Here is a 23,240-nt window from a genome sequence, read left to right on the forward strand (position 1 = left end):
GCGGCCGCAGGAGCTTGAGAACATGGCAATCAAGGTTGGTATCAACGGTTTCGGTCGCATCGGGCGTAACGTCCTGCGCTCGGCGGTGCTGAACTTCGGCGACGACATCGAAATCGTGGCCATCAACGATCTGCTGGAGCCGGACTATCTGGCGTACATGCTCAAGTACGACTCCGTGCACGGTCGTTTCAAGGCCGACGTGGCGGTGCAGGGCAACGACCTGCTGGTCAACGGCAAGAAGATCCGCCTGACCCAGGAACGCGACCCGGCCAACCTGAAGTGGAACGAAGTGGACGTGGACGTGGTGATCGAGTCCACCGGCCTGTTCCTGACCAAGGAAACCGCGCAGAAGCACATCGATGCCGGCGCCAGGAAGGTCATCATGTCGGCCCCGTCGAAGGACGATACGCCGATGTTCGTCTACGGCGTGAACGACAAGACCTACGCCGGCCAGGCGATCGTCTCCAATGCTTCGTGCACCACCAACTGCCTGGCCCCGCTGGCCAAGGTCATCAATGACAAGTGGGGCATCAAGCGTGGTCTGATGACCACCGTGCATGCGGCTACTGCCACCCAGAAGACCGTCGATGGCCCGTCCAACAAGGACTGGCGCGGTGGCCGTGGCATCCTGGAAAACATCATTCCGTCGTCCACCGGTGCGGCCAAGGCCGTCGGCGTGGTCATTCCGGAACTGAACAAGAAGCTGACCGGCATGAGCTTCCGCGTCCCGACCTCGGACGTGTCGGTGGTCGACCTGACCGTCGAGCTGGAAAAGGAAGCCACCTACGCCGAGATCTGCGCTGAAGTGAAGGCACAGAGCGAAGGCCCGCTGAAGGGCATCCTGGGCTACACCGAAGACAAGGTCGTGGCCACCGATTTCCGCGGCGAGACCTGCACCTCGGTGTTCGACGCCGAGGCCGGCATCGCCCTGGACGGCACCTTCGTCAAGCTGGTCACCTGGTACGACAACGAGTGGGGCTACTCGAACAAGTGCCTGGAAATGGCCAAGGTCGTCGCCGCCAAGTAAGGCCGGCGAAGATCGCACGCGGACCCCGGCCTGGCCGGGGTTCGTCGTTTATGGGGCCAGCCCTGTCGTAGCATGGGCCGGTCGACCGCTGCCGCTGGGGCGCGGGATTGCAATGGAAGCATGCAATGGAAGCATTGATCGCCCTGGTGGTACTGGTCCTGCTGGCCATCCCGCTGCTGCTGGTGGTGGCGCTGGTGATGATTGCCGGCCTGCGCCGCCGTGTGGCCGCGCTGGAAGGTGCCCTGGCCGCCGCGCCGGCCGCCCGGCCGGTTGCAGCCGAGCCTGCGCCAGAACGGGCTGCGCCCATGCCTGCGGCCGGCGCCGATCCGCCGTTCCTGCGGCCGGTGGCGGCTGCCGCACCGCCTCCGTCCCAGCCAACGCCGCCGCCGGTGCGCGAAGTGGTGCCTGCAGCAACGGAGGTGCCGCGCCCGGTCGCACCACCGCCGGTGCCACACGCGCCGTTGCAGCCGCCGTTGCCTTCCGAGCCGGCGCTGCCCAACTTCATCGAGCGCGGCATCGGAGCGGTCAAGCGCTGGTTCACCGAGGGCAACGTGCCGGTCAAGATCGGCATGCTGGTGCTGCTGGCCGGTGTTGCCGCGCTGTTGAAGTACGTCAGCGACCAGGGCTGGCTGGTGCTGCCGATCGAGCTGCGCCTGGCCGGTGTCACCGTGGGTGCGCTGGGCCTGTTGGCGTTCGGCTGGCACCAGCGCGAGCGCCGGCGCCTGTTCGCACTGGCGCTGCAGGGCGGTGCCATTGGCGTGTTGCTGCTGACCATCTTCGCCGCATTCAAACGGTTCGAGCTGCTCAACCCCAGGTTTGCCTTCGCCAGTTCGATCGCGCTGGTGGCCGGCCTGTGCGTGCTGGCGGTGGTGCAGAACTCGCGCACGTTGGCGGTGCTGGGCATCCTCGCCGGCTTCATGGCGCCGCTGTGGCTGTCCACCGGCAGTGGCAACCACGTGGGGCTGTTCAGCTACTACGCGGTGCTCAACGCTGGCATCTTCGCCATTGCCTGGTTCCGTCCGTGGCGTGCGCTGAACCTGCTTGGCTTCGCTTTTACCTTCGGCATCGGCACGTTCTGGGGCGTGTTGCAGTACGCGCCGGACAAGTTCAGCAGCACCGAGCCGTTCCTGCTGCTGTTCTTCGCCTTCTACCTGTTGATCCCGCTGCTGTACGCGCGCCGGCAGCCCGCCGGGCGACGTGACCTGGTCGACGGCAGCCTGGTGTTCGGCACGCCCTTGGTCGCCTTCTCGATGCAGGCGGGTATGCTGCACGAGCAGCCGATGACGCTGGCGCTGTGCGCGCTGGGCCTGGCGGCGATCTACGCCGTACTGGCGCGGGCACTGATCGCGCGCGCGTCTTACACCGTGCTGGCGCAGTCGCATGCGGTGCTGGCGGTGGGCTTCGCCACGCTGGCGGTGCCGCTGGCATTGTCTGCGCGTGCCACCGGCGCGGTGTTCGCGCTGGAAGGTGCGGGCCTGGCCTGGCTGGGCCTGCGCCAGAAACGCTGGCTGCCGCAGGTGTCCGGCGCGTTGCTGCAGATCGGTGCTGCGTTCGCCTTTGTGGCCGGCGCCGACCACTGGCTCGAAGACGCACGCTTCCTGCTCAACCCGACCGCCATCGGCGCGTTGCTGCTGGCCATTGCCGGCTTCGCGTCGGCGTGGAGTTACCAGCGCAGGGAGCGCCATGAGATCGCACTGGTCTACTACCTGTGGGGCCTGCTGTGGTGGCTGGGCGGTCTGGTGCACGAGATCTTCCGCTTCTTCCCGCAGCGCACGCAGGCCGATGCGTTGCTGGTGCTGGTCGCGGCCACGGCCTGGCTGGCGGCTGAAATGCAGCGCCGCCAGCCGGCACGCGCGCTGGGCGTAACCGCCCTGGCGATGCTGGCCCTGGGCTTCCCGCTGGCGCTGATGCAGAGCGATGCGCACCAGCAGCCGTTCGCCGGCTATGGCGCACTGGCCTGGGCGGTGTTCGCGGCGCTGGGCGTACGTACGTTGCTGTGCCTGCGTCAGGGCGGCAACACCGTGGCACGCATCGCGCAGTTCCTGTGGTGGCTGCTGTGGCCGTCGCTGCTTTCGTTGCTGGCCCTGTGGGGCGGCGGCGAGGCCGGGCTGGCACAGGGCTGGACGCTGCTGTTGTTCACGCTGCCGTGGCTGCTGATGGCGGCGCTGTCGTTGTGGCGCTGGAATGCACTGCGCTGGCCGTTGGGGGCTGCCTTCGACAGCGTGCGCCTGCCGTTGCAGTGCGTGCTGTTCGGCCTGCTGTCCGCAGGCTGGCTGTTCGGCCAGTTGCTGCCGGGGGACGCAGCGCCGCTGCTGTGGCTGCCGGTGTTGAACCCGGCCGAGCTGGGGCAGTGGTTGAGCCTGGCGCTGCTGGCGCGCTGGCTGTACAGCGGGCAGGCGCCGCAGGCACTGGTGAAGATCCGGCTGCCGCTGTTGGCATTGGCCACCTTCGTCGCGCTGACCAGCCTGGTGCTGCACGGCGTGCATCAGTGGGGCGGCCTGTCGTGGAGTTCGTCGATGATGCGTTCCAGCCTGGCGCAGACCAGCCTGACCGTGCTGTGGAGCGTGCTCGGCGTGATCGCCTGGGTATGGGGTTCGCGCCGCGGCCAGCGCGTGTTGTGGATGGTCGGTGCCGTGCTGATGGGTGTGGTACTGGCCAAACTAGTCATTGTTGATCGCCAGCACCTGGGCAACCTGCTGGGCATTGCATCGTTCATCGCCTACGGCCTGCTGTGCACGGTCGTGGGTTATCTGGCACCGGCACCGCCGAGCGCGGCGCCGACCGTGGAGGAAAAACAATGAAGACGTGGAGCAGGGCGCTGCTGCCGGCGATGTTCGGCATGCTGGCCGCCGTCACCGCACAGGCCGCCGATTACCGTACCCAGTACGCCGAACAGTGGCCGCTTACGTTGTCCAGCGCACAATCGGGTGCCTACCGTGTTGTGCTGGAACCGGCGATCTACCGTCGCGCCGGCAGTGCGGACCTGGGCGATGTGCAGGTGTTCAATGCCGCCGGCCAATCGCTGCCGTCGGCATTGCTGGCGCCGGATCAGCCGCTGGCACAGCCGCCGGTGCAGCGTGAGCTGCCGTGGTTCGCGTTGCCGCCACTGGCCAAAGCACAGCGCAACGACCTGCAGTTGCTGACCGAGCGCGATACCGATGGCCGTGTGCGTCGCGTGGAAGCCCGCGTGAGTGGTGGTGCGGCGGCGAGCGGGCAGGGTGGCTGGCTGATCGACGCCAGTGTGCTGGGCCAGCAGCCGCTGGCGGCGCTGGTGCTGGATTGGGCTGACAGTGGCCAGCCGTTGCAGGCTCAGGTGCAGCTGGACGTCAGCGACGACCTGCAGCACTGGCGTGCGATTGGCCGCGACATTCCGCTGGTGGATCTGCAGCGCGCCGGCAAGCGCCTGCTGCAGCGCCGCCTGCAGGTGGATGGTGAAGCGCGCTATCTGCGCGTGCTGGCGCAAGGCGATGCGCGTCTGCCGACGCTGCGCAGCGTACTGGCCGAGCTGCCGCCGGCACCGGCGACGCTGCCGTGGGAATGGTTGTCGCTGGAACCGACCTCGAAGGGCAAGGGCGAATACACCTTCGAGATGGATGGCCGCTTCCCGGCGGCACGTGCCGACGTGGCCAGCACCGACAACAGCCTGGTGCAGTGGACATTGTTCAGCCGCGATGACCAGAGCGCGGAATGGCAGCGCCGCAGTGCACCGTGGATTGCCTATCAGCTGCAGCAGGGTGCGCAGGGCCAACGGCAGCAATCGGCCGCGCAGCCGCTGGGCGGGGTGCATCGGGATCGCTATTGGAAGCTGGTGGCGAACCCGGCCGAAACGGCCACCGCACCGACTCTGCGCCTGGGTTACCAGCCCGAAGTACTGGTATTCCTGAGCCAGGGCGCGGCGCCCTACGCGTTGGCGGTGGGCAGCTCGACCGCGCGCCGCACGGAGGCGCCGATTGGCGTGCTGATCGAGGAACTGCGGTTGCGCAACGACCCGTCGTGGCAGCCGACGCTGGCGCGCCTGGAAGGCAGCCCGGAGCCGCTGGCCGGCGACGCGGCGCTGAAACCGCAGCACGATTGGAAGTCGTGGTTGCTGTGGGCGTTGCTGGGTCTGGGTGTGCTGGTAGTGGGCGGCCTGGCGGTCAGTCTGCTTCGGCAGAAGCCGGCGCCTTCGGCGTAGGTTCCGGCGAACGGCGCAGCCCCTCGTGGGTGGGGGTGGTCGTGCAAAGCAAAAGCAAAAGCCGCGCTTGGCCGGGCGGGGTGGGTTCGCGGGGGACGCCGCAAGTACGTCCTTGTAGGCTTGGCAGCCGCATCCATGCGGCTGACACCCCCGCGAACCCACCCCGCCCGGCCTCTGACAGTTTCCGGTTGCTTCCACCCACGGAAAGAAAAGAAGAAGAGCAAAAGCAAAGCAGCTTCGCTGGGCGCTTCTTGTAGAGCCGAGCCCACGCTCGGCTGCTCTCCGCGAAATCTCCAGCCGAGCATGGGCTCGGCTCTACAGAACAGCGGGGCCCTCGGGGTCAGATCCGTTTTCCGCAGGAAAACGGATCTGACCCCTTCTTTCTCCATCCGACATCAGAAACCGCTCTTGCCTTTGCCATCCGCTCCGTCACATGAACCTGTCGAGGCCGGGGCGGTGTGGGCTGGCAGGGGTGTCCGCGGCATGGATGCCGCGGCCAAGCCCCCAAGGACGGGTTTACGGCGTCCCCTGCCAGCCCACACCACCCCGGCCCACTCACAGCACCACGAAGCGCCAGCGCCTTGGCTGTTGCTGTTGCTGTTGCTGTGCGCCTCTGCCTGCCGCAGGCATCGACCCTCCCACCACCCGCACCCGATACAATGGCCGTCTGCCGTACCCCGGCATCCCGTCCCTGAGCCAAAGAGTTGCCCATGTCCATCGTCCGCATGACCGACCTCGACCTCTCCGGCAAGCGCGTGCTGATCCGCCAGGATCTGAACGTGCCGATCGAGAATGGCCGCATCACCTCCGAACAGCGCATCACCGCTTCGCTGCCGACGCTCAAGCGCGCGCTGGAGCAGGGCGCGGCGGTGATGGTCACCTCGCACCTGGGGCGCCCGAAGGAAGGCGTGTGGAGCGAAGCCGAGTCGCTGGCGCCGGTTGCCCAGCGCCTGTCCGAGCTGCTCGGCCGCGAGGTTCCGCTGGTGCGTGACTGGGTCGACGGCGTCGACGTGCAGCCGGGTCAGCTGGTGCTGCTGGAAAACTGCCGCATGAACGTCGGCGAGGGCAAGGACGATGAAGCCCTGTCGAAGAAGTACGCGGCGCTGTGCGATGTGTTCGTGATGGATGCCTTCGGCACCGCGCACCGTGCGCAGGCCTCCACCCACGGTGTCATCCGCTTCGCCCCGGTGGCGGCCGGTGGCCCGCTGCTGATGGCCGAACTGGACGCGCTGGCGCAGGCGCTGGATGCACCGGCCAAGCCGCTGCTGGCCATCGTCGCCGGCAGCAAGGTCAGCACCAAGCTGGAACTGCTGGCCAACCTGGTCGGCAAGGTCGATCAGCTGATCGTCGGTGGTGGCATCGCCAATACCTTCATTGCTGCCGCCGGCTACAACGTCGGCAAGTCGCTGTACGAGCCGGACCTGCTGGATACCGCCAAGAAAATCGTGGCCGATGCCAAGGCGCGTGGCGCCGACATTCCGCTGCCGGTGGACGTGGTCACCGCCAAGCAGTTCATGCCGGACGCGGTTGCTGAAGTGAAGGCGGTCGACGCGGTTGCCGAAGACGATCTGATCCTGGACATCGGCCCGCAGACCGCTGCGCAGTACGCGCAGCTGATCGACAAGGCCGGCACCGTGGTCTGGAACGGCCCGGTCGGCGTGTTCGAGTTCGAAGCCTTCAGCAAGGGCACCGAAGCGCTGGCCCGCGCCATCGCCAGCTCGCCGGCATTCTCCATCGCCGGTGGCGGCGACACCCTGGCCGCGGTCGACAAGTTCGATATCGCCCAGCAGGTCAGCTACATCTCCACCGGCGGCGGTGCGTTCCTGGAGTTCCTGGAAGGCAAGACCCTGCCGGCGGTGGCCGCACTCGACGCGCGCGGCGCATGAGTGCCGAGCGCGGCAAGGATGTGCTGTTCTTCGACCTCGATGGCACGCTGATCGATTCGCAGGTGGGCATCACCGCCTGCATCGCTTACGCGCTGCAGAAGATGGACCATCCGGTGCCGCCGCAGGAGACGCTGCTGGGCTGGATCGGTCCGTCGCTGCGGACCACCTTCGCGCCACTGTTCGTTGAACCGGCGCGGGTGGAACAGGCGGTGGGCTACTACCGTGAGCGCTTCGACGCCGAGGGCTGGCGCGAGCATACGGTGTACCCGCAGGTGGAAGACACCCTGCGCACGCTGCACGGTCGTGGCCACCGCCTGGCGGTGGTCACGGCCAAGAACGAGCCGCATGCGCGCCGCATCCTCGCCCACCTGCCGTTCGGCGGGCTGTTCGAGGAGATCGTCGGTTCGACCCTGGACGGCTCGCGCAGCCACAAGCCGGAGCTGGTGGGCGAGGCGCTGCGTCGGCTGCAGGTGCAGCCCGCGCAGTGCTGGATGATCGGCGACCGCCGCATGGACATCGAAGGCGCACGCCACCACGGTCTGCGCAGTGTCGGTGTGCTGTGGGGTTTCGGCGGTGAGGTCGAACTCACCGAAGCCGGTGCCGGCCAGCTGGCCCGTGAGCCGGCGCAGCTGACGACGCTGTTGGCCTAGGCTCCTGTAGAGCCGAGCCCATGCTCGGCTGCTTCGGCCTATGCCCAGCCGAGCATGGGCTCGGCTCTACAGAACTGCCTGCGCCAGCGTATGTCCGGCCGATGTCCGCTCCATGACCCGCGAAGTCAGGCAGCACAAGGCTGTAACCGTATACATGCGGCGTGAAGGATGTGCTAATTTCCGTTCTTTATCGGGAGAGGCCCATTCACCATGTTCGAGCGTCAGCGTCGCACCAAGATCCTTGCCACCCTCGGTCCGGCCACTGATCCGCCGGGCGTGCTGGAGGATCTGTTCCGCGCCGGCGTCAACGTGGTGCGCCTCAACTTCAGCCACGGCGATCCCTCCGGCCAGGCCAAGCGTGCCGCCGAAGTGCGTGCCGCTGCGGCCCGCGTGGGCGTGGAAGTGGGCATCCTGGCCGATCTGCCGGGCCCGAAGATCCGCATCGAGCGCTTCGCCGAAGGCAAGGTGCAGCTCAAGGCGGGTGACCGCTTCGACCTGATCGCCAGCGCCAACGCCGGCCCCGGCGATGCGACCCAGGTGGGCGTCAGCTACCTCGGCCTGCCGCAGGACGTCGGCCCGGGCGATGTCCTGCTGCTCGATGATGGCCTGATGCAGCTGCAGGTGGTCGAGGTGCAGGGCGAGCGCATCATCAACACCGTGCTCAATGACGGCGCGCTGTCTGATCGCAAGGGCCTGAACAAGCAGGGCGGTGGCCTCTCGCTGGGCGCGCTGACCGAGCGCGACAAGGAGCTGATCGGCATCGTCGCCAGGATCGGTGTCGACTTCATCGCCGTGTCGTTCTGCCGCAACGCGCAGGACATGAACGACGCGCGTGACATCGCCCGCTCGCATGGCTGCGATGCTGCGCTGGTGTCGAAGATCGAGCGCACCGAAGCGATCGAGAACCTGGAAGAGATCGTCGAGGCCAGCGACGTGGTGATGGTGGCCCGTGGCGACCTCGGCGTGGAAATCGGCGATGCCGAGCTGCCGGGCCTGCAGAAGAAGATCATCAAGGCCTCGCTGGCGCAGAACAAGGTGGTGATCACCGCCACGCAGATGCTGCAGTCGATGGTCGAAAGCCCGATCCCGACCCGTGCCGAAGTGCTGGACGTGGCCAACTCGGTCATCGACGGTACCGACGCGGTGATGCTGTCGGCTGAAACCGCTGCCGGTGCGTACCCGGTCAAGGCGGTGGAAGCGATGGCGCGTATCTGCCTGGGTGCCGAGCGCCAGTTCCAGACCGAGACCGACTTCAACGCCTCGCCGCGTAATCTGGAACGTGCCGACCAGGCGATTGCCATGGCCACCATGTTCCTGTCGCAGCACGTGGGCGTGCGTGCGATCGTGGCGATGACCGAATCCGGTGGCACCGCCCGCTACCTGTCGCGCTTCCGCGCCAAGGCGCCGGTGTTCGCAGTCACCCGCCACGACGGCGCGCGCCGCCAGATGGCCCTGATGCGCGATGTGTTCCCGATCAACTTCGACAGCCGTGGCCTGACCCCGCGCGAAGCCGCGCGGGGCAGCATCCGCCTGCTGGTGGAAGCCGAACTGCTGCAGGCCGGTGACCGCGTCGTGTTCACCAGCGGTGAGCACATGGAAACCCTGGGCGCGACCAACACCCTGCGCCTGCTGGAAGTGGGTGAAGACGGCCGCGCCAGCGGCCTGGGCGATCTGTAAACCCCGTCGGCCCCGGGTCGGAGCCGCCGTGCGGATCCGACCCAGGGTCAGATCCGCAAAGGGGCTCTGACCCGGCGCAACAGGACATCGCCTGTCCGGTGCGGACATTGGAATCGTTTCCAGACTGGCCTGCACGTCGGCGCAACGGGCGGCGGGGCTATACTTACGTTTTTCCCGCACCCGCCACAGGAAGTACATGAGCATCGAACAGCTGGCTGAAACCGCCCAGGCCATGGTTGCCCCGGGCAAGGGCATCATCGCGATCGACGAATCCACCGCTACCATCGCCAAGCGTTTCGCTGGCGTCGGTATCGAGAACACCGAGGAGAACCGTCGTGCCTACCGCGAACTGCTGCTGACCACGCCGAAGCTCAACGAGCACATTTCCGGCGCCATCCTGTTTGACGAAACCATCCGTCAGTCGACCAAGGACGGCGTGCCGTTCGCCAAGTACATGGCCGACCACGGCATGATTCCGGGCATCAAGGTGGATAAGGGTGCGCACCCGCTGGCCGGCTGCCCGGGCGAGCTGGTGACCGAAGGCCTGGACGGCCTGCGCGAGCGCCTGCAGGAGTACTACAAGCTGGGTGCGCGCTTCGCCAAGTGGCGTGCGGTGATCAACATCGGCGAAAGCATTCCGTCGGGCACCTGCATCGAGTCCAACGCCCACGCGCTGGCCCGCTATGCCGCCCTGTGCCAGGAATGTGGCCTGGTGCCGATGGTCGAGCCGGAAGTGATCATGGACGGCGACCACGACATCGAGACCTGCTACGAAGTCACCGAAGCCACCCTGCGTTCGCTGTTCGACGCCCTGTACCAGCAGAACGTGCTGCTGGAAGGCACCATCCTGAAGGCCTCGATGGTCATCTCCGGCAAGGGCTGCGATGAGCAGGCCGACGTCGAGGAAGTGGCCGAGTCGACCGTGATGTGCCTGAAGAGCACCGTGCCGGCCATCCTGCCGGGCGTGGTGTTCCTGTCCGGTGGCCAGAGCGACGAGCAGTCCACCGAGCACCTGAACGCGATGAACCAGCTGGGCAACCTGCCGTGGCCGCTGAGCTTCTCCTACGGCCGCGCCATGCAGCAGGCCGCGCTGAAGCTGTGGGCCAAGGACATGAAGGGCAACTACGCTGCTGCCCAGAAGACCGTGTACGAGCGCGCCAAGGACAACGGCCTGGCCGCGCTGGGCAAGTGGAACGGTTGATCCGTCCCATCGCTGGATGAACAAGGCAACGCCGGCATCACGCCGGCGTTTGCTTTTGCGGGTATCGTTTCCGCCCCCACGCGCCCGGCCGGTGCGTGGGAACCACATGGAAGGCCAAGGAGAAACAACATGCGTTTGGCAGCAATCACACTGGCCGTCGCCACGGTCCTGGTCGCCGGCGGTTGCAACCGTCTCGGCGGCGGTGGTGACGCAGGCAAGGCCGCGTCGCTCGATTTCGACAAGCCGGTGTCCGGCGAGATCACCTCGCGCAGCGGCATCAACTACAACGACGGCAGCCATCACCAGCTCTACCAGATCAAGCTGGAAGACAAGCAGCTGGTTGGGCTGAAGCTGACCGGCTCGCTGAGCGGCTCGATCGCCGTATTCAACAACGGCAGCCTGGTGGCCAGCAGCAACACCGGCTACGAGCGCGAGGGCGACGTCTCGCTGGCCTTCCGTGCCAACGGTGGCGGCACCTACCAGGTAGCGGTCAACGCCAACGGCTCGACCGATTACGGTCCGTACCGCCTGCGCGCCGAGAAGCTGGTGCCGTACGACGGCAAGCCGCTGGCGGGCAGCGGCGAGATCGTCGACATGCTGGCCGGTGGTTCCCAGGACTACACCCTGCAGGTGGACAAGGCCGGCCTGTACGAGATCCGCCTGGTGTCGGATGTCTTCGATCCGGTGCTGAAGCTGTCGGGCCAGGGCGTGGACGCCGAAAATGACGATGGCGGGGACAGCACCAACTCGCGCCTGACCCTGTCACTGAAGCCGGGCAAGTACACCCTGACTGCACGCGGTCTGGGCGACGGCGTCAGCGGCATGTTCACCCTGTCGGCCAACCGCATCGAGCTGCCCGGCAATCTGGTGGAACGCGATGGCACAGCGCTGCCGAAGTCGGGCAGCGTGTACACGATGCTCGACAACGACGGCCGCCGCCGCTTCCTGCTGACCCTGGACCGCCCGGCCGACGTGCGCCTGGATGCGATTTCCAGCCAGGTCGATACCGTGCTGCGCGTGGTCGGCGGCGACGTCGAGCTGACCGATGATGACGGTGGCAGCGGTACCAATTCGCGCCTGGAAGAGACCCTGCCGGCCGGTCACTACACCGTGGACGTGTCCAGCCTGAACAATGGTGCGGGCATGGTGGAAGTGCGCGTGCAGGTCGAGGGTGCCAGCGCCGACGGAGCTGCGGCCTCGGCGGCACGTGCCGCGGCCGATGCTGCCGCTGCTGTGGCCGATGACGCCGCTGCTGCGGTGGAAGCTGCCAGCCGCTGAGCGTGATCCACGCCGCGCGTGGATGACGACAACGATGTAACGGAAAAGGCCGGGCAATGCCCGGCCTTTTCTTTTACCAGCAGCGCTGCGGTTCAGTGCGCAGCGGCGAAGCCTGCATCGCCCAGCGGCGGCAGCACCGACCCGCGCGGTTCGTTGTCCGTGCTTTGTCCCGCAGCGCTCAATGCCTGCTGGTAGGCCTTTGCCGTGGCAGTGTTGAACGCCACCAGCACGATGCGCATCGGCTGTGCATGGCTGCGCTGCCACGCCAGTGTTTCCGTCACTGCGATCTGCGCGGCCTGGTACAGCGGATAGCCATACACACCGCAGCTGATCGCCGGGAACGCGATCGACTGCACGCCCAGCGACTCGGCCAGCTGCAGCGATTTCCAGTAGCAGTTGGCCAGCAATGCCGGTTCGTCGCGCTGGCCGTCGTGCCAGACCGGGCCCACCGTGTGCAGTACATGCCGCGCCGGCAATGCATAAGCGTCGGTGGCGCGCACTTCGCCGGTCGGGCAGCGCACGCCCGGGCGCAGCTCCGGCAGTTGCTCGCACTCGGCCAGCAGCGCAGGGCCCGCAGCACGATGGATCGCACCGTCGACACCGCCGCCACCGAGCAGCGTTTCATTGGCCGCGTTGACGATCGCATCCACCGCCAGGGTCGTGATGTCGCCCTGCCAAACCTCGATCTTCATGCGTCCGTCTCCTGCCTGTGAGGTGTTCCGCGCAGCATCTGCGCCGGCTGTTCCCACGGTAGGGGACAGGGCATCGATACTGCGTCATGACCGTCTCACGCGCTGCGATCCGACGGCCTTCACGCACGATGGCGGGCGACGCCTTCACGCAGGCTGAAGCAGGGCGCACGCCGGGCACGGCCCGGCGCTACCTGCAGTCGGACGTCGGTAGCGCCGGGCCATGCCCGGCGGATCGCATTACGGCAGGCCGGCCAGCCAGTCGTCGTCGGAACCCTCATTCACATCGGCGAACAGCGGCGTGGAGAAATAGCGTTCACCGGTGTCCGGCAGCATCGCCAGGATCACCGCGCCCGGTTCAGCACGGGCCGCCACGTCCAGCGCGCTGGCCACGGTAGCGCCGGCGGAGATGCCGACGAAGATGCCTTCCTCCGCGGCCAGTCGTCGTGCGGTAGCGATCGCGCGGTCATCGTCCACCGACACCAGCTCGTCCACCACATCGCGGTTGAGTACATCCGGCACGAAGTCCGGCGTCCAGCCCTGGATCTTGTGCGGCTTCCAGTCATCGCCCTTCAGCAGCGCGGCGCCGGCCGGTTCGGTGGCGATGATGCGGGTCTGCGGGCGCGCGACCTTCAGCACTTCGCCAACTCCGGTGAGCGTGCCGCCGGTGCCCCAGCCGCTGACGAAGTAGTCCAGCCGCTTGCCGGCGAAGTCGCGCAGGATCTCGGCGGCGGTGGTGTTGCGGTGGTACGCCGGGTTGGCCGGATTGGCGAACTGGCTGGCCAGGAACCAACCGTGCTGTTCGGCCAATTCAGCGGCCTTGCGCACCATGCCGCTGCCACGTTCGGCGGCCGGGGTCAGGATCACCTTGGCGCCATAGGCGCGCATCAGCTTGCGGCGCTCCACCGAGAAGGTTTCGACCATGGTGGCCACGAACTTGTAGCCGCGCGCGGCGGCGACCATCGCCAGTGCCACGCCGGTGTTGCCTGACGTGGCTTCGACGATGGTGTCGCCCGGCTTGAGCACGCCACGCGCTTCGGCGTCGAGGATGATCGCCAGCGCCAGGCGGTCCTTCACCGAACCGCCCGGGTTGAACGACTCGACCTTGGCGTAGACGCTGACCTGCGGGGGCGCCAGGCGCTGCAGCCTGACGATGGGGGTGTTGCCGACGGTATCGAGGATGGAGTCGTACAGGGCCATGGAAGCGCTCCGGAAACGGGGCCGCGCCGGGCTTCGGCGGGCGAAGGGGGAGGGCTGGCTGTTCAGGCCAGCGGCTGCCGGCTGACCGTAGCGCCGGCATATGACGCCCGGAAATGACCAGATACCTTTCTTAAACAACCTTTGGTTATAAGCTGGTGACGGCAAATGACCCTAGAGTGGACTTCCGCCCCACGCCGCCTGCCTCCCATGACGCTGACCCAGCTGCGCTACCTGGTTGCCATCGCCGACGCCGAGCTGAACATCACGCTCGCCGCCTCGCGCGTGCATGCCACCCAGCCTGGCCTGTCCAAGCAGCTCAAGCAGCTGGAAGACGAGCTCGGCTTCCTGTTGTTCGTGCGCAAGGGCCGCAGCCTGGAGTCGGTCACTCCGGCCGGCACCGAAGTGATCGCCCGCGCCCGCGCGGTGTTGGCCGAGGCCAACAACATCCGCACCTACGCGGCCAACCAGCGCCGCGAGAGCCAGGGCCAGCTGATCCTGACCACCACCCACACCCAGGCGCGCTTCGTGCTGCCGCCGGCGGTGGCAGCGATCAAGCAGGCCTACCCGCAGGTCAGCGTGCACCTTCAGCAGGCCGGCGAAGCCGACGCGCTGGACCGCTTGAACCAGGGCGATGCCGATATCGCGATCATCAGTACCGCCGGCGGTGAGCCCACCGATGGCATCGCGGTGCCGCTGTTCCGCTGGCGGCGTCTGGTGGTGGTGCCCAAGGGCCACCCGCTGGACCGCGCCGGCCGCGCCCCGGACCTGGCCGCGCTGGCCCGCCAGCCATTGATCAGCTACGAATCCTCGACCCGTCCGAACTCGTCGCTGCAACGCGCCTTCGCCGCCAATGGGCTGGTGCCCGACCTGGCACTGACCGCGCTCGATGCGGACCTGATCAAGACCTACGTGCGTACGGGTCTTGGCGTAGGCCTGCTGGCCGAGATGGCGGTCAGTTCCAACGATGAAGACCTGCGCTCGTGGCCGGCGCCGGACCCGATCAGCGAGTGCATTGCCTGGGCGGTGCTGCCGCGTGACCGCGTGCTGCGTGATTACGCGCTGGAGCTGGTGCATGTGCTGGCACCGCAGATTGATCCGCGCGATCTGCGAAGAGTTCTGGATGGCAACCAGGCCGCCGCGTGGCCGGTACCACCGACGTGGGAGTCACTGACCCAGACCATCACGGTGTGAGGTGGGTCGAGCAGGGCTTGCAGCCCTGCACCTGCCGCGGCATTCAAGCAACAGCAACAGCAACAGCAACAGCAGAAGCGGAATTCCGTGGGTTGGCGGGGCGGTGTCGGAGTGCGGGGACGCTGCAAGTACGTCCCTGTAAGCTTGGCAGCCGCATCCATGCGGCTGACACCCCGCACTCCGACACCGCCCCACCTCTGACAGATTCCGATGGCTGTTGGTAGGTGTCGACCTTGGTCGACACGGTAGATCCACGCCATGCGTGGATGCTTTTCGATTCCAATTCGAAATATTCGATTCCGATGGAGATTCATCCACGCATAGCGTGGATCTACGACAGATCGCAGAAATCTGTCGAAGGCGGGGTGGGTCCGGTTGCGGGAGTGTCCGCGGCATGGATGCCGCGGCCAAGCCCCCAGGGACGGGTTTACGGCGTCTCCCGCAACCGGACCCACCCCGCCATCCCACGGATTGCCCGCTTTTGACGTTGACGTTGACGTTGATTCAGCGGGTGCAGGGCTGCAAGCCCTGCCGATAAACCCCCTCCTGCGACCGTTCGTCGCACGAGCAACCCTGGACCCGCATCTACACTAGCGGGGTGACCCGCCTGTCCCGCCCGCAGCGCCTTCTGCTCCAGTTCGCCGTCCTGGCGACGCTGCTGATGGTGCTTGCGCCCCTGGTCAGCCGCGCGCTGCAGGCGCCGCCGATGGAGCACGCCGCGATGGCAGGCATGGACCATGCCGCCATGGGCCATGACATGCACGACTTGGCCATGGCCGGGCACGCTCAGCATGGCGCTGCGCCGGCAGCGCCCAACCATCCCGCCGATCCCCACGCCATGCACGGCGAAGCCTGCGAATACTGCGTGCTGGCCATGCGCCTGCTGCCGTGGCTGGCGGTGCTGGTGCTGCTGTTGCCGCTGCTGTGGCGGCCGCGCCTGGTGTTCCCGTGGTCGCAACAGGTGCTGCCGGCACTGCGTTGGCCGGCGCATGCCGCACGCGGGCCACCGTGTTTCTCCATCGTCCGCTGATGTCCCTATCGAATCTGCCGCACGACGCCTGACCGGGCGCCGTGCGCGCGTGCGTACTTTGGAGCTGTTCCGATGAAAATGACTTCCCGCCCCGCGGGCGCCTGCGCGCGCCTGCCGGTTGCCCTTGGCCTGGCCGTGGCCGCGTCATTGGCCCATGCTGCGCCTGCCGAGCAGGCGCGCACCCTCGACACGATGGTGGTCACCGCCGCCGCACCGTCCTCGCCGCTGCACTGGGTGACCGATCCGCGCCTGCCGCGGCAGCCTGTGCCGGCCAGCGACGGTGCCGATTACCTGAAGACCGTCCCCGGCTTCTCCGCCATCCGCAATGGCGGCACCAACGGCGACCCGGTGCTGCGCGGCATGTTCGGTTCGCGGCTGAACATCCTCAGCAACGATGGCAACCTGATCGGTGCCTGCCCGTCGCGCATGGACAATCCGCTTTCCTATATCGCGCCGGAGAGCTTCGACCGGCTGACCATCATCAAGGGCCCGCAGAGCGTGCGCTGGGGCGCAGGTGCCTCGGCCGGCACCATCCGTTTCGAGCGCGATACGCCGCGCTTCGAGGAACCCGGTCTGCGTGCCGATGCCAGTGGACTGGTCGGCTCGCGCAACCGCAACGACCAGGTGCTGGACCTGACGCTGGGCAATCCGGCCGGTTACGTGCGTGCCAGCGGCAATCGCTCGGAAGCGGACGACTACAAGGATGGTCATGGTGACGTGGTGCCGTCGAAGTGGCGCAAGTGGAACGGTGACGTGGCCATCGGCTGGACGCCGGATGCCGACACGCTGCTGGAAATCTCTGCCGGTGCCGGCGATGCCATCGCGCGCTACGCCGGGCGCGGCATGGACGGTGCTGCGTTCGAACGCACCAGTTATGCCGCGCGCTTCGAGAAGCGCAACCTGCCCGGTGCGTGGGATACGTTGCAGGCCAACGTGTACTACAACGAAGCCGACCACGTGATGGACAACTACACGCTGCGCACGCCGAACCCGCACAGCATGATGCCGATGCCGATGGCCTCGAACGTGGACCGCCGTACCCAGGGCGGCCGGGTCAGTTCCGAGTGGCGCTGGCAGGACGTACAGCTGGTGGCCGGTGTGGATGGCGAAGACAGCCGCCATCGTGGCCGCATGGGCATGGGCCGCGACACCTACCGCCAGGCCGCCTGGGAGACCGATGCCAACTTCCGCCGCTACGGCGTGTTCACCGAGTTGACCCTGGGCGCCGGCACCGACCAGCGCTGGATCAGTGGCCTGCGCATCGACCGTGCCAGCGCCCGCGATGAGCGGCAATCGATCCGCGGCATGATGGGCAACCGGCCCAATCCAAGCGCAGGGCAGACGCGCAAGGAATGGCTCGGCAGCGGTTTCCTGCGTTACGAGCAGGACCTGGCCGATGGCCTGACCTGGTACGCCGGCCTCGGTCACAGTGAGCGCATGCCCGACTACTGGGAGCTGTTCTCGCCCAACCATGGCCCGGCCGGTGCAGTGAACGCGTTCACCGGCGTGCAGCCAGAGCGCACCACCCAGCTCGACGTCGGCCTGCAGTACAAGGGGCCGCGCGTGCAGGCGTGGGTTTCGGCGTACGCCGGGCAGATCCAGGACTACATCCTGTTCACCTACCACGGCAGCGGCATGATGGGCATGAGCCAGGCCCGCAACGTCGATGCGCGCATCGCCGGTGCCGAAGCCGGGCTGGAAGTGAGCCTGGCCGAGCAGTGGAAGCTGGGCGGCACGCTGGCCTATGCCTGGGGCGAGAACCGCGACCAGCAGCGTCCGTTGCCGCAGATGCCACCGCTGGAAGCACGCCTGAGCGCGAACTGGGAAGGCGAGCGCTGGAGTGCCGGTGCGCTGCTGCGCGCGGTGACCCACCAGCATCGCGTCGCCGATGGCCAGGGCAATGTGGTCGCGCAGGACCTGGGGCCGAGTGCCGGCTTCGCCACCTTCGGGCTCAACGCAGCCTACCGCTTCAGTTCGCAGCTGCAGCTCAGTGCGGGCGTCGACAACCTGTTCGACCGCGCCTACAGCGAGCACCTGAACCTGGCCGGCAGCGCCGACTTCGGTTTCCCGGCCGATCCGGTGCGCATCAACGAGCCGGGCCGCAGCCTGTGGATGAAGGTGAACTACCGGTACTGATCCGCCGGGTGAAAAAAACCGGGGCCGGATCCCCGCCAGGATCCGTCCCCGCCCGACGCCCTCTGCCGGGCAGCTTCGACTCTACGATGGCAACGCCTGCGGTGCACGGCTGGATACACCTCGACACATGCCGACACCGCTGCTGCCAGCCTTGCACGGAACGGGTTCACGGCGCTATCGCGACGCCGGTTCCACGCCGGTAAACGCTTGGCACATATCGCTTCTGTGGGCGCTTGCCTACACTCGGCGGCCGTGGATCACTCAGGACCGTTCATGTTGGCTCGCATCGCTTCGACCCTGGCCCTTGGCCTCTGCCTGGCCGTGCTGGCCGGGTGCGCGGGCAAACAGGAGGCCGCCGCCCGTCGGCAGGGAGAAGCGGTGCCGGTCACCGCGCAGGTCGTGCAGTCCACGCAGTGGAACGACACGCTGCAGGCACTGGGTACGGCCAAGGCGCGCGAATCCATCAGCGTCACCGCCAAGGTCAGCGAGATCGTCGAGAAGGTGCACTTCGAAAGCGGCCAGCATGTTGCGGCCGGTGCGCCGATCGTAACCCTGCGCGGGCAGGCCCAGGAGGCCGCGCTGGTGCAGGCGCAGGCCACCTTCCATGAGGCCGACCAGCTGTACAAGCGCCAGCGCGAGCTGGCCACGCAGCGGCTGGTCTCCAGCGCCACGCTGGATACGCAGAAGTCGATCCGCGATGCCGCCGAGGCGCGCGTGGCGCAGATGCAGTCGGACATCGGTGACCGTCGCGTGCGTGCGCCGTTCGCCGGTGTGCTCGGCATCCGCCAGGTCAGCCCGGGCACGCTGCTGACGCCGACCACGGTGATCGCCACGCTCGATGACATCGAGCACATGCACATCGATTTCCAGGTGCCGGAAGTGGAGCTGGCCGCGCTGGGCGTCGGTGACAAGGTCAGTGCCACCAGCGTGGCGTGGCCGGGCCGTACTTTCGAGGGCGTGGTCAGCACCATCGACGCACGCATCGATCCGGCCACCCGCGCGGTGACCGTGCGTGCCGACTTCGCCAACGGTGACCATGCCCTGCGCCCGGGCATGCTGCTGGATGTGCGCCTGTTCCACCCCGAGCGCCCGGCGCTGGTGATTCCGGAAATCGCCGTGGTGCAGGTCGGTCGCGATACCTTCGTGTACCGCATCACCGCCGACGACAGCGTCGAGCGCGTGGACGTGATCACCGGCGCACGCCGTGCCGGCGTGGTCGAGATCAAGCAGGGCCTGGAAGCGGGCCAGCGCATCGTGGTCGATGGCACCGGCAAGCTGCGCCCGGGCCTGAAGGTCGCGGCCAAGGATGCGGCACCGGCCAGCGGTGTGAAGCCGGCTGACGCGCCGGCGCCGGTCGCGGCCGAGGGCCACGGCGGATGAAGCTGTCCGACATCTCCATCCAGCGGCCGGTGTTCGCCGTGGTGATGAGCCTGCTGTTGCTGGTGCTGGGCGTGATGTCCTTCACCCGCCTGACCCTGCGTGAGCTGCCTGCCATCGATCCGCCGATCGTGTCGGTGTCGGTGGACTACACCGGCGCCTCGGCGGCGGTCATCGAAAGCCGCATCACCCAGGTGCTGGAAGACGCGCTGGCCGGCATCGAAGGCATCGATACCATCAACGCGCGCAGCACCAACGGCCGCTCGCAGGTCAGCATCGAGTTCACCTCCAACCGCGATATCGAAGCGGCAGCCAACGACGTGCGCGATGCGGTCAGTCGCGTGGCCGACCGCATGCCTGAGGAAGCGCGTCCGCCGGAAATCGCCAAGGTCGAAAGCGATGCCGACCCGATCATCTGGTTCAACATGGTCTCCTCGACCATGGACACGCTGGAACTGAGCGATTACGCCGACCGCTACGTGGTCGATCGCTTCTCCAGCCTCGACGGCGTGGCCCAGGTCCGCATCGGCGGCCGCCAGCGCTATGCAATGCGCATCTGGCTGGACCGCGACCAGCTGGCCGCACGTGGGCTGACCACCGGCGACGTGGAAACCGCGCTGCGCAACGAGAACGTGGAACTGCCGGCCGGCCGCATCGAGTCGACCGACCGCGATTTCACCCTGCGCGTGGAGCGCAACTACATCAAGCCGGAAGACTTCGCGACCATCCCGCTGGGCAAGGGCCGCGACGGCTACGTGGTGCGCATGGGCGACGTGGCGAAGATCGAACTGGCCTCGGCCGAGCGCCGCGCCTACTACCGCAGCAACGGCGAGCCGGGCATCGGCCTGGGTATCGTCAAGACCTCCACCGCCAACTCGCTGGACGTGGCGCGCACCGCGCGCGCTGAAGCCGAGCGGGTGGCGCTGTCGCTGCCCAAGGGCACGCAGATCTTTGTTGCGTTCGACAACACCACCTTCATCGAAGCCGCCGTGGACCGCGTCTACGCCACGCTGGTGGAAGCGATGATCCTGGTGCTGGCAGTGATCTGGCTGTTCCTCGGCAGTTTCCGCGCCGCATTGATTCCCGCAGTGACGGTGCCGGTGTGCCTGGTCGCCGCGTTCATCGCGCTGTATGCGTTCGATTTCTCGATCAACCTGCTGACCCTGCTTGCCCTGGTGCTGTGCATCGGCCTGGTGGTGGACGATGCGATCGTGGTGGTGGAGAACGTGCAGCGCCGCATCGACCTGGGCGAGCCCCCACTGGTGGCCTCCAAGCGCGGTACCACGCAGGTCGCCTTCGCGGTGATTGCCACCACTGCGGTGCTGGTGGCGGTGTTCCTGCCGGTCGGTTTCCTGGAAGGCAACACCGGGCGCCTGTTCCGCGAGCTGGCGGTGGCGCTGGCGGCGGCGGTCGCGTTGTCCGCGTTCGTGGCGCTGACGTTGACGCCGATGATGGCCTCCAAGCTGCTCAAGCCGCATACCGGACAGGCACCGCGGGGCCTGCATGGCTTCATCAACCGCAATCTGGAGCGCCTGGCCTCGGGCTATGGCCGCGTGCTCGACCACCATGTCGACCGCACCTGGATCTACCTGCTGGTGATGGTGGCCGCACTGGCTGCCAGCTGGGGCCTGCTCAAGCTGCTGCCGTCGGAGTTGGCGCCGGCCGAAGACCGCGGTTCGTTCCAGATCATGATCGACGGCCCGGAGGGCGCCGGCTACGACTACACCGTGCAGCAGGTACAGCAGGTGGAAGCGATGCTGGCACCGCATGTCGGCCCGGACAAACCCATCGTGCGTGCCAACCCGCGCGTGCCGGGCGGCTGGGGCGCCAGCGAGGAAATGCACACCGGCCGCGTCAGCATCTTCCTGCAGCCGTGGCGCCAGCGCAGCGAGGCCACGCCGGATGTGGCCAATGAGCTGCAGAAGGAACTGGACACCATCCGTGGCGTGCGCGTGCGTACCCAGGTCGGTGGTGGCCTGGTGCGCAGCGGCGGGCAGCCATTCCAGATCGTGCTGGGCGGGCCGGAGTACGCCGAGATCGCGCAGTGGCGCGACCGCATCCTGCTGCGCATGGCCGACAATCCCGGCCTGGTCGGCCCGGATTCGGACTACAAGGAAACCCGGCCGCAGATGCGGGTCAACATCGATCGCCAGCGTGCGGCGGATCTCGGCGTGCCGGTCACCGCGATCGGTTCGGCGCTGGAAACCATGATGGGTTCGCGCCGCGTCACCACCTTCGTCGACAACGGCGAGGAGTACGACGTGCTCGTGCAGGCCGGTCGCGATGGACGCGCCAGCCCGGCCGACCTGGCCGCGATCCGCGTGCGTGCCACCTCCGGCGAACTGGTGCCGCTGTCCAACCTGGTCACGCTGAGCGAAGTGGCCGAGGCCGGCACCCTGAACCGCTTCAACCGCCTGCGCTCGATCACCATCAACGCTGGCCTGGCGCCGGGCTATCCACTGGGTGAGGCCATCGCCTGGGCGCAGCAGGTCACGCGCGAAGAGCTGCCGCAGTATGCGCAGGTGAACTGGAAGGGCGAATCGCGCGAGTACCAGAGTGCGGGCGGCGCAGTGCTGCTGACCTTCGCGATGGCCCTGCTGGTGGTCTACCTGGTGCTGGCCGCGCAGTTCGAAAGCTTCATCCACCCGCTCACCATCATGCTGACCGTGCCGCTGGGCGTGCTCGGTGCGCTGGTCGGATTGTGGGTGAGTGGTGGCACGGTGAACCTGTTCAGTCAGATCGGCATCGTCATGCTGGTCGGCCTGGCCGCGAAGAACGGCATCCTCATCGTCGAATTCGCCAACCAGCTGCGCGACGACGGAAGAACCGTGCGCGAGGCGATCATCGAATCGGCGATGGTGCGCCTGCGCCCGATCCTGATGACCTCGATCGCCACCGTGGTCGGCGCGATCCCGCTGGTGGTGGCCGGTGGCCCCGGTTCGGCCAGCCGTGGCACGATCGGCATCGTGATCATCTTCGGCGTGACCCTTTCGACCTTCCTGTCGCTGTTCGTGGTGCCGGCGTTCTACGCGCGGCTGGCCCCGTACACCCGTTCGCCGGAAGCGGTGAAACGCGAGCTGGAGAAGCAGGAAGCGGAATCGCCCTCGGTGGGTGGCCATGCCTGATCCGACCACGTTGCTGCGGGGCGATGGCTTCCAGCTGCGCCCCTGGCGCGCGGATGATCTGGAATCGCTGCTGCGCCATGCCAACGACGCCGAGGTGTCGCGGGGCCTGCGTGACCGCTTCCCGTATCCGTACACCCGCGAGGATGGCGAAGCCTTCCTGGGCGGGCGCGTGCTGGCCCCGGGCACGCTGAACCTGGCCATCGAGATCGACGGCCAGGCCTGCGGCAGCGTCGGTGCCCAGCCAGGCGTGGCCGAGCGCGGGAATACCGCCGAACTGGGTTACTGGCTGGGCCAGGCCTACTGGGGCCAGGGCCTGATGACCCGGGCGGTCGGTCTGTTCGCACCGTGGGTGATGGACGAGCTGCGCCTGTTCAGGCTGCAGGCCACCGTGGTCGACTTCAACCTCGGCTCGGCCAGGGTGCTGGAGAAGAACGGTTTCCAGGAAGAGGGCGTGGAGCGCTGTGCGGTCTACAAGCGCGGGGTGCTGCACGACCTGCGCCGCTTCGCCCGGGTGCGCACGCAGCTGCCCTGAACGCGCGGGCGGGCCGCTGTAGAGCCGATCCCATGCTCGGCTTGGGCCCCTGACGGCGGCCGAGGAT

Annotated in this window: 16 protein-coding genes; 14 read left to right on the plus strand and 2 right to left on the minus strand. The window is 67.5% G+C overall.

Annotated elements, in window-relative coordinates; genetic code table 11:
* The first annotated feature begins 22 nt into the window (after positions 1 to 22).
* The 8 genes from gap (at position 23) to AC5P8D_RS14905 (ending at position 11,893) form a co-directional block, all read left to right on the plus strand.
* The gene (gene gap, locus AC5P8D_RS14870; protein WP_010484083.1) at positions 23 to 1,027 is read left to right on the plus strand and encodes a type I glyceraldehyde-3-phosphate dehydrogenase; all 1,005 of its coding nucleotides are present in this window, start codon (positions 23 to 25) and stop codon (positions 1,025 to 1,027) included.
* Between the two features lie 125 nt (positions 1,028 to 1,152).
* Positions 1,153 to 3,828: a DUF2339 domain-containing protein gene (locus tag AC5P8D_RS14875; protein ID WP_495203448.1), complete on the plus strand. Its 2,676-nt coding sequence runs from the start codon at positions 1,153 to 1,155 to the stop codon at positions 3,826 to 3,828.
* A complete protein-coding gene (locus tag AC5P8D_RS14880) occupies positions 3,825 to 5,201 on the plus strand; it encodes a DUF3999 domain-containing protein (protein WP_433897075.1) in 1,377 nt (458 codons plus the stop codon). Before AC5P8D_RS14875 ends, AC5P8D_RS14880 begins: the two co-directional genes overlap by 4 nt.
* Before the next feature lie 710 nt (positions 5,202 to 5,911).
* Positions 5,912 to 7,087: a phosphoglycerate kinase gene (locus tag AC5P8D_RS14885; RefSeq protein ID WP_049434788.1), complete on the plus strand. Its 1,176-nt coding sequence runs from the start codon at positions 5,912 to 5,914 to the stop codon at positions 7,085 to 7,087.
* Positions 7,084 to 7,737: an HAD hydrolase-like protein gene (locus AC5P8D_RS14890; RefSeq protein ID WP_010481434.1), complete on the plus strand. Its 654-nt coding sequence runs from the start codon at positions 7,084 to 7,086 to the stop codon at positions 7,735 to 7,737. Before AC5P8D_RS14885 ends, AC5P8D_RS14890 begins: the two co-directional genes overlap by 4 nt.
* A gap of 210 nt (positions 7,738 to 7,947) precedes the next feature.
* On the plus strand, positions 7,948 to 9,414 hold the full coding sequence (gene pyk, locus AC5P8D_RS14895) for a pyruvate kinase (protein WP_010481436.1): 1,467 nt from the start codon (positions 7,948 to 7,950) through the stop codon (positions 9,412 to 9,414).
* A 196-nt stretch (positions 9,415 to 9,610) separates the two neighbouring features.
* Complete coding sequence (locus AC5P8D_RS14900; RefSeq protein ID WP_010481439.1) at positions 9,611 to 10,615, plus strand: class I fructose-bisphosphate aldolase; 1,005 nt, start codon at positions 9,611 to 9,613, stop codon at positions 10,613 to 10,615.
* A 129-nt stretch (positions 10,616 to 10,744) separates the two neighbouring features.
* Positions 10,745 to 11,893 (plus strand): iron-sulfur cluster assembly protein, encoded by a 1,149-nt coding sequence (locus AC5P8D_RS14905; protein WP_049408917.1) that lies wholly within the window; start codon positions 10,745 to 10,747, stop codon positions 11,891 to 11,893.
* A gap of 92 nt (positions 11,894 to 11,985) precedes the next feature.
* Here the strand turns inward: AC5P8D_RS14905 and AC5P8D_RS14910 are convergent, their stop codons facing one another.
* Complete coding sequence (locus tag AC5P8D_RS14910) at positions 11,986 to 12,585, minus strand: O-acetyl-ADP-ribose deacetylase (protein ID WP_071306360.1); 600 nt, start codon at positions 12,583 to 12,585, stop codon at positions 11,986 to 11,988.
* Positions 12,586 to 12,822: 237 nt separating this feature from the next.
* The gene (cysK, locus tag AC5P8D_RS14915) at positions 12,823 to 13,782 is read right to left on the minus strand and encodes a cysteine synthase A (protein ID WP_495203449.1); all 960 of its coding nucleotides are present in this window, start codon (positions 13,780 to 13,782) and stop codon (positions 12,823 to 12,825) included.
* A 207-nt stretch (positions 13,783 to 13,989) separates the two neighbouring features.
* On the opposite strand from cysK, the gene AC5P8D_RS14920 reads away from it, so the two are divergent.
* The 6 genes from AC5P8D_RS14920 to AC5P8D_RS14945 all read left to right on the plus strand — a co-directional run bounded on the left by AC5P8D_RS14920 (position 13,990) and on the right by AC5P8D_RS14945 (position 23,173).
* Entirely contained in the window at positions 13,990 to 14,973 is a 984-nt protein-coding gene (locus AC5P8D_RS14920; protein WP_010481448.1) for a LysR family transcriptional regulator, read from the plus strand.
* 598 nt (positions 14,974 to 15,571) lie between these two features.
* Entirely contained in the window at positions 15,572 to 16,003 is a 432-nt protein-coding gene (locus AC5P8D_RS14925) for a DUF2946 family protein (RefSeq protein ID WP_495203450.1), read from the plus strand.
* Positions 16,004 to 16,075: 72 nt separating this feature from the next.
* Positions 16,076 to 18,139, plus strand: a complete 2,064-nt coding sequence (locus AC5P8D_RS14930) for a TonB-dependent copper receptor (protein ID WP_495203451.1) — start codon at positions 16,076 to 16,078, stop codon at positions 18,137 to 18,139.
* 273 nt (positions 18,140 to 18,412) lie between these two features.
* Positions 18,413 to 19,519: an efflux RND transporter periplasmic adaptor subunit gene (locus AC5P8D_RS14935; protein ID WP_241877627.1), complete on the plus strand. Its 1,107-nt coding sequence runs from the start codon at positions 18,413 to 18,415 to the stop codon at positions 19,517 to 19,519.
* On the plus strand, positions 19,516 to 22,641 hold the full coding sequence (locus tag AC5P8D_RS14940) for an efflux RND transporter permease subunit (protein ID WP_043403057.1): 3,126 nt from the start codon (positions 19,516 to 19,518) through the stop codon (positions 22,639 to 22,641). The genes AC5P8D_RS14935 and AC5P8D_RS14940 overlap by 4 nt, the downstream gene beginning before the upstream one ends.
* Positions 22,634 to 23,173, plus strand: coding sequence for a GNAT family N-acetyltransferase (locus AC5P8D_RS14945; RefSeq protein WP_049481706.1), 540 nt, complete (start codon positions 22,634 to 22,636; stop codon positions 23,171 to 23,173). The genes AC5P8D_RS14940 and AC5P8D_RS14945 overlap by 8 nt, the downstream gene beginning before the upstream one ends.
* Positions 23,174 to 23,240 lie beyond the last annotated feature (67 nt).

The organism is Stenotrophomonas sp. YJH_SMC_101-4 (genome assembly GCF_059370395.1).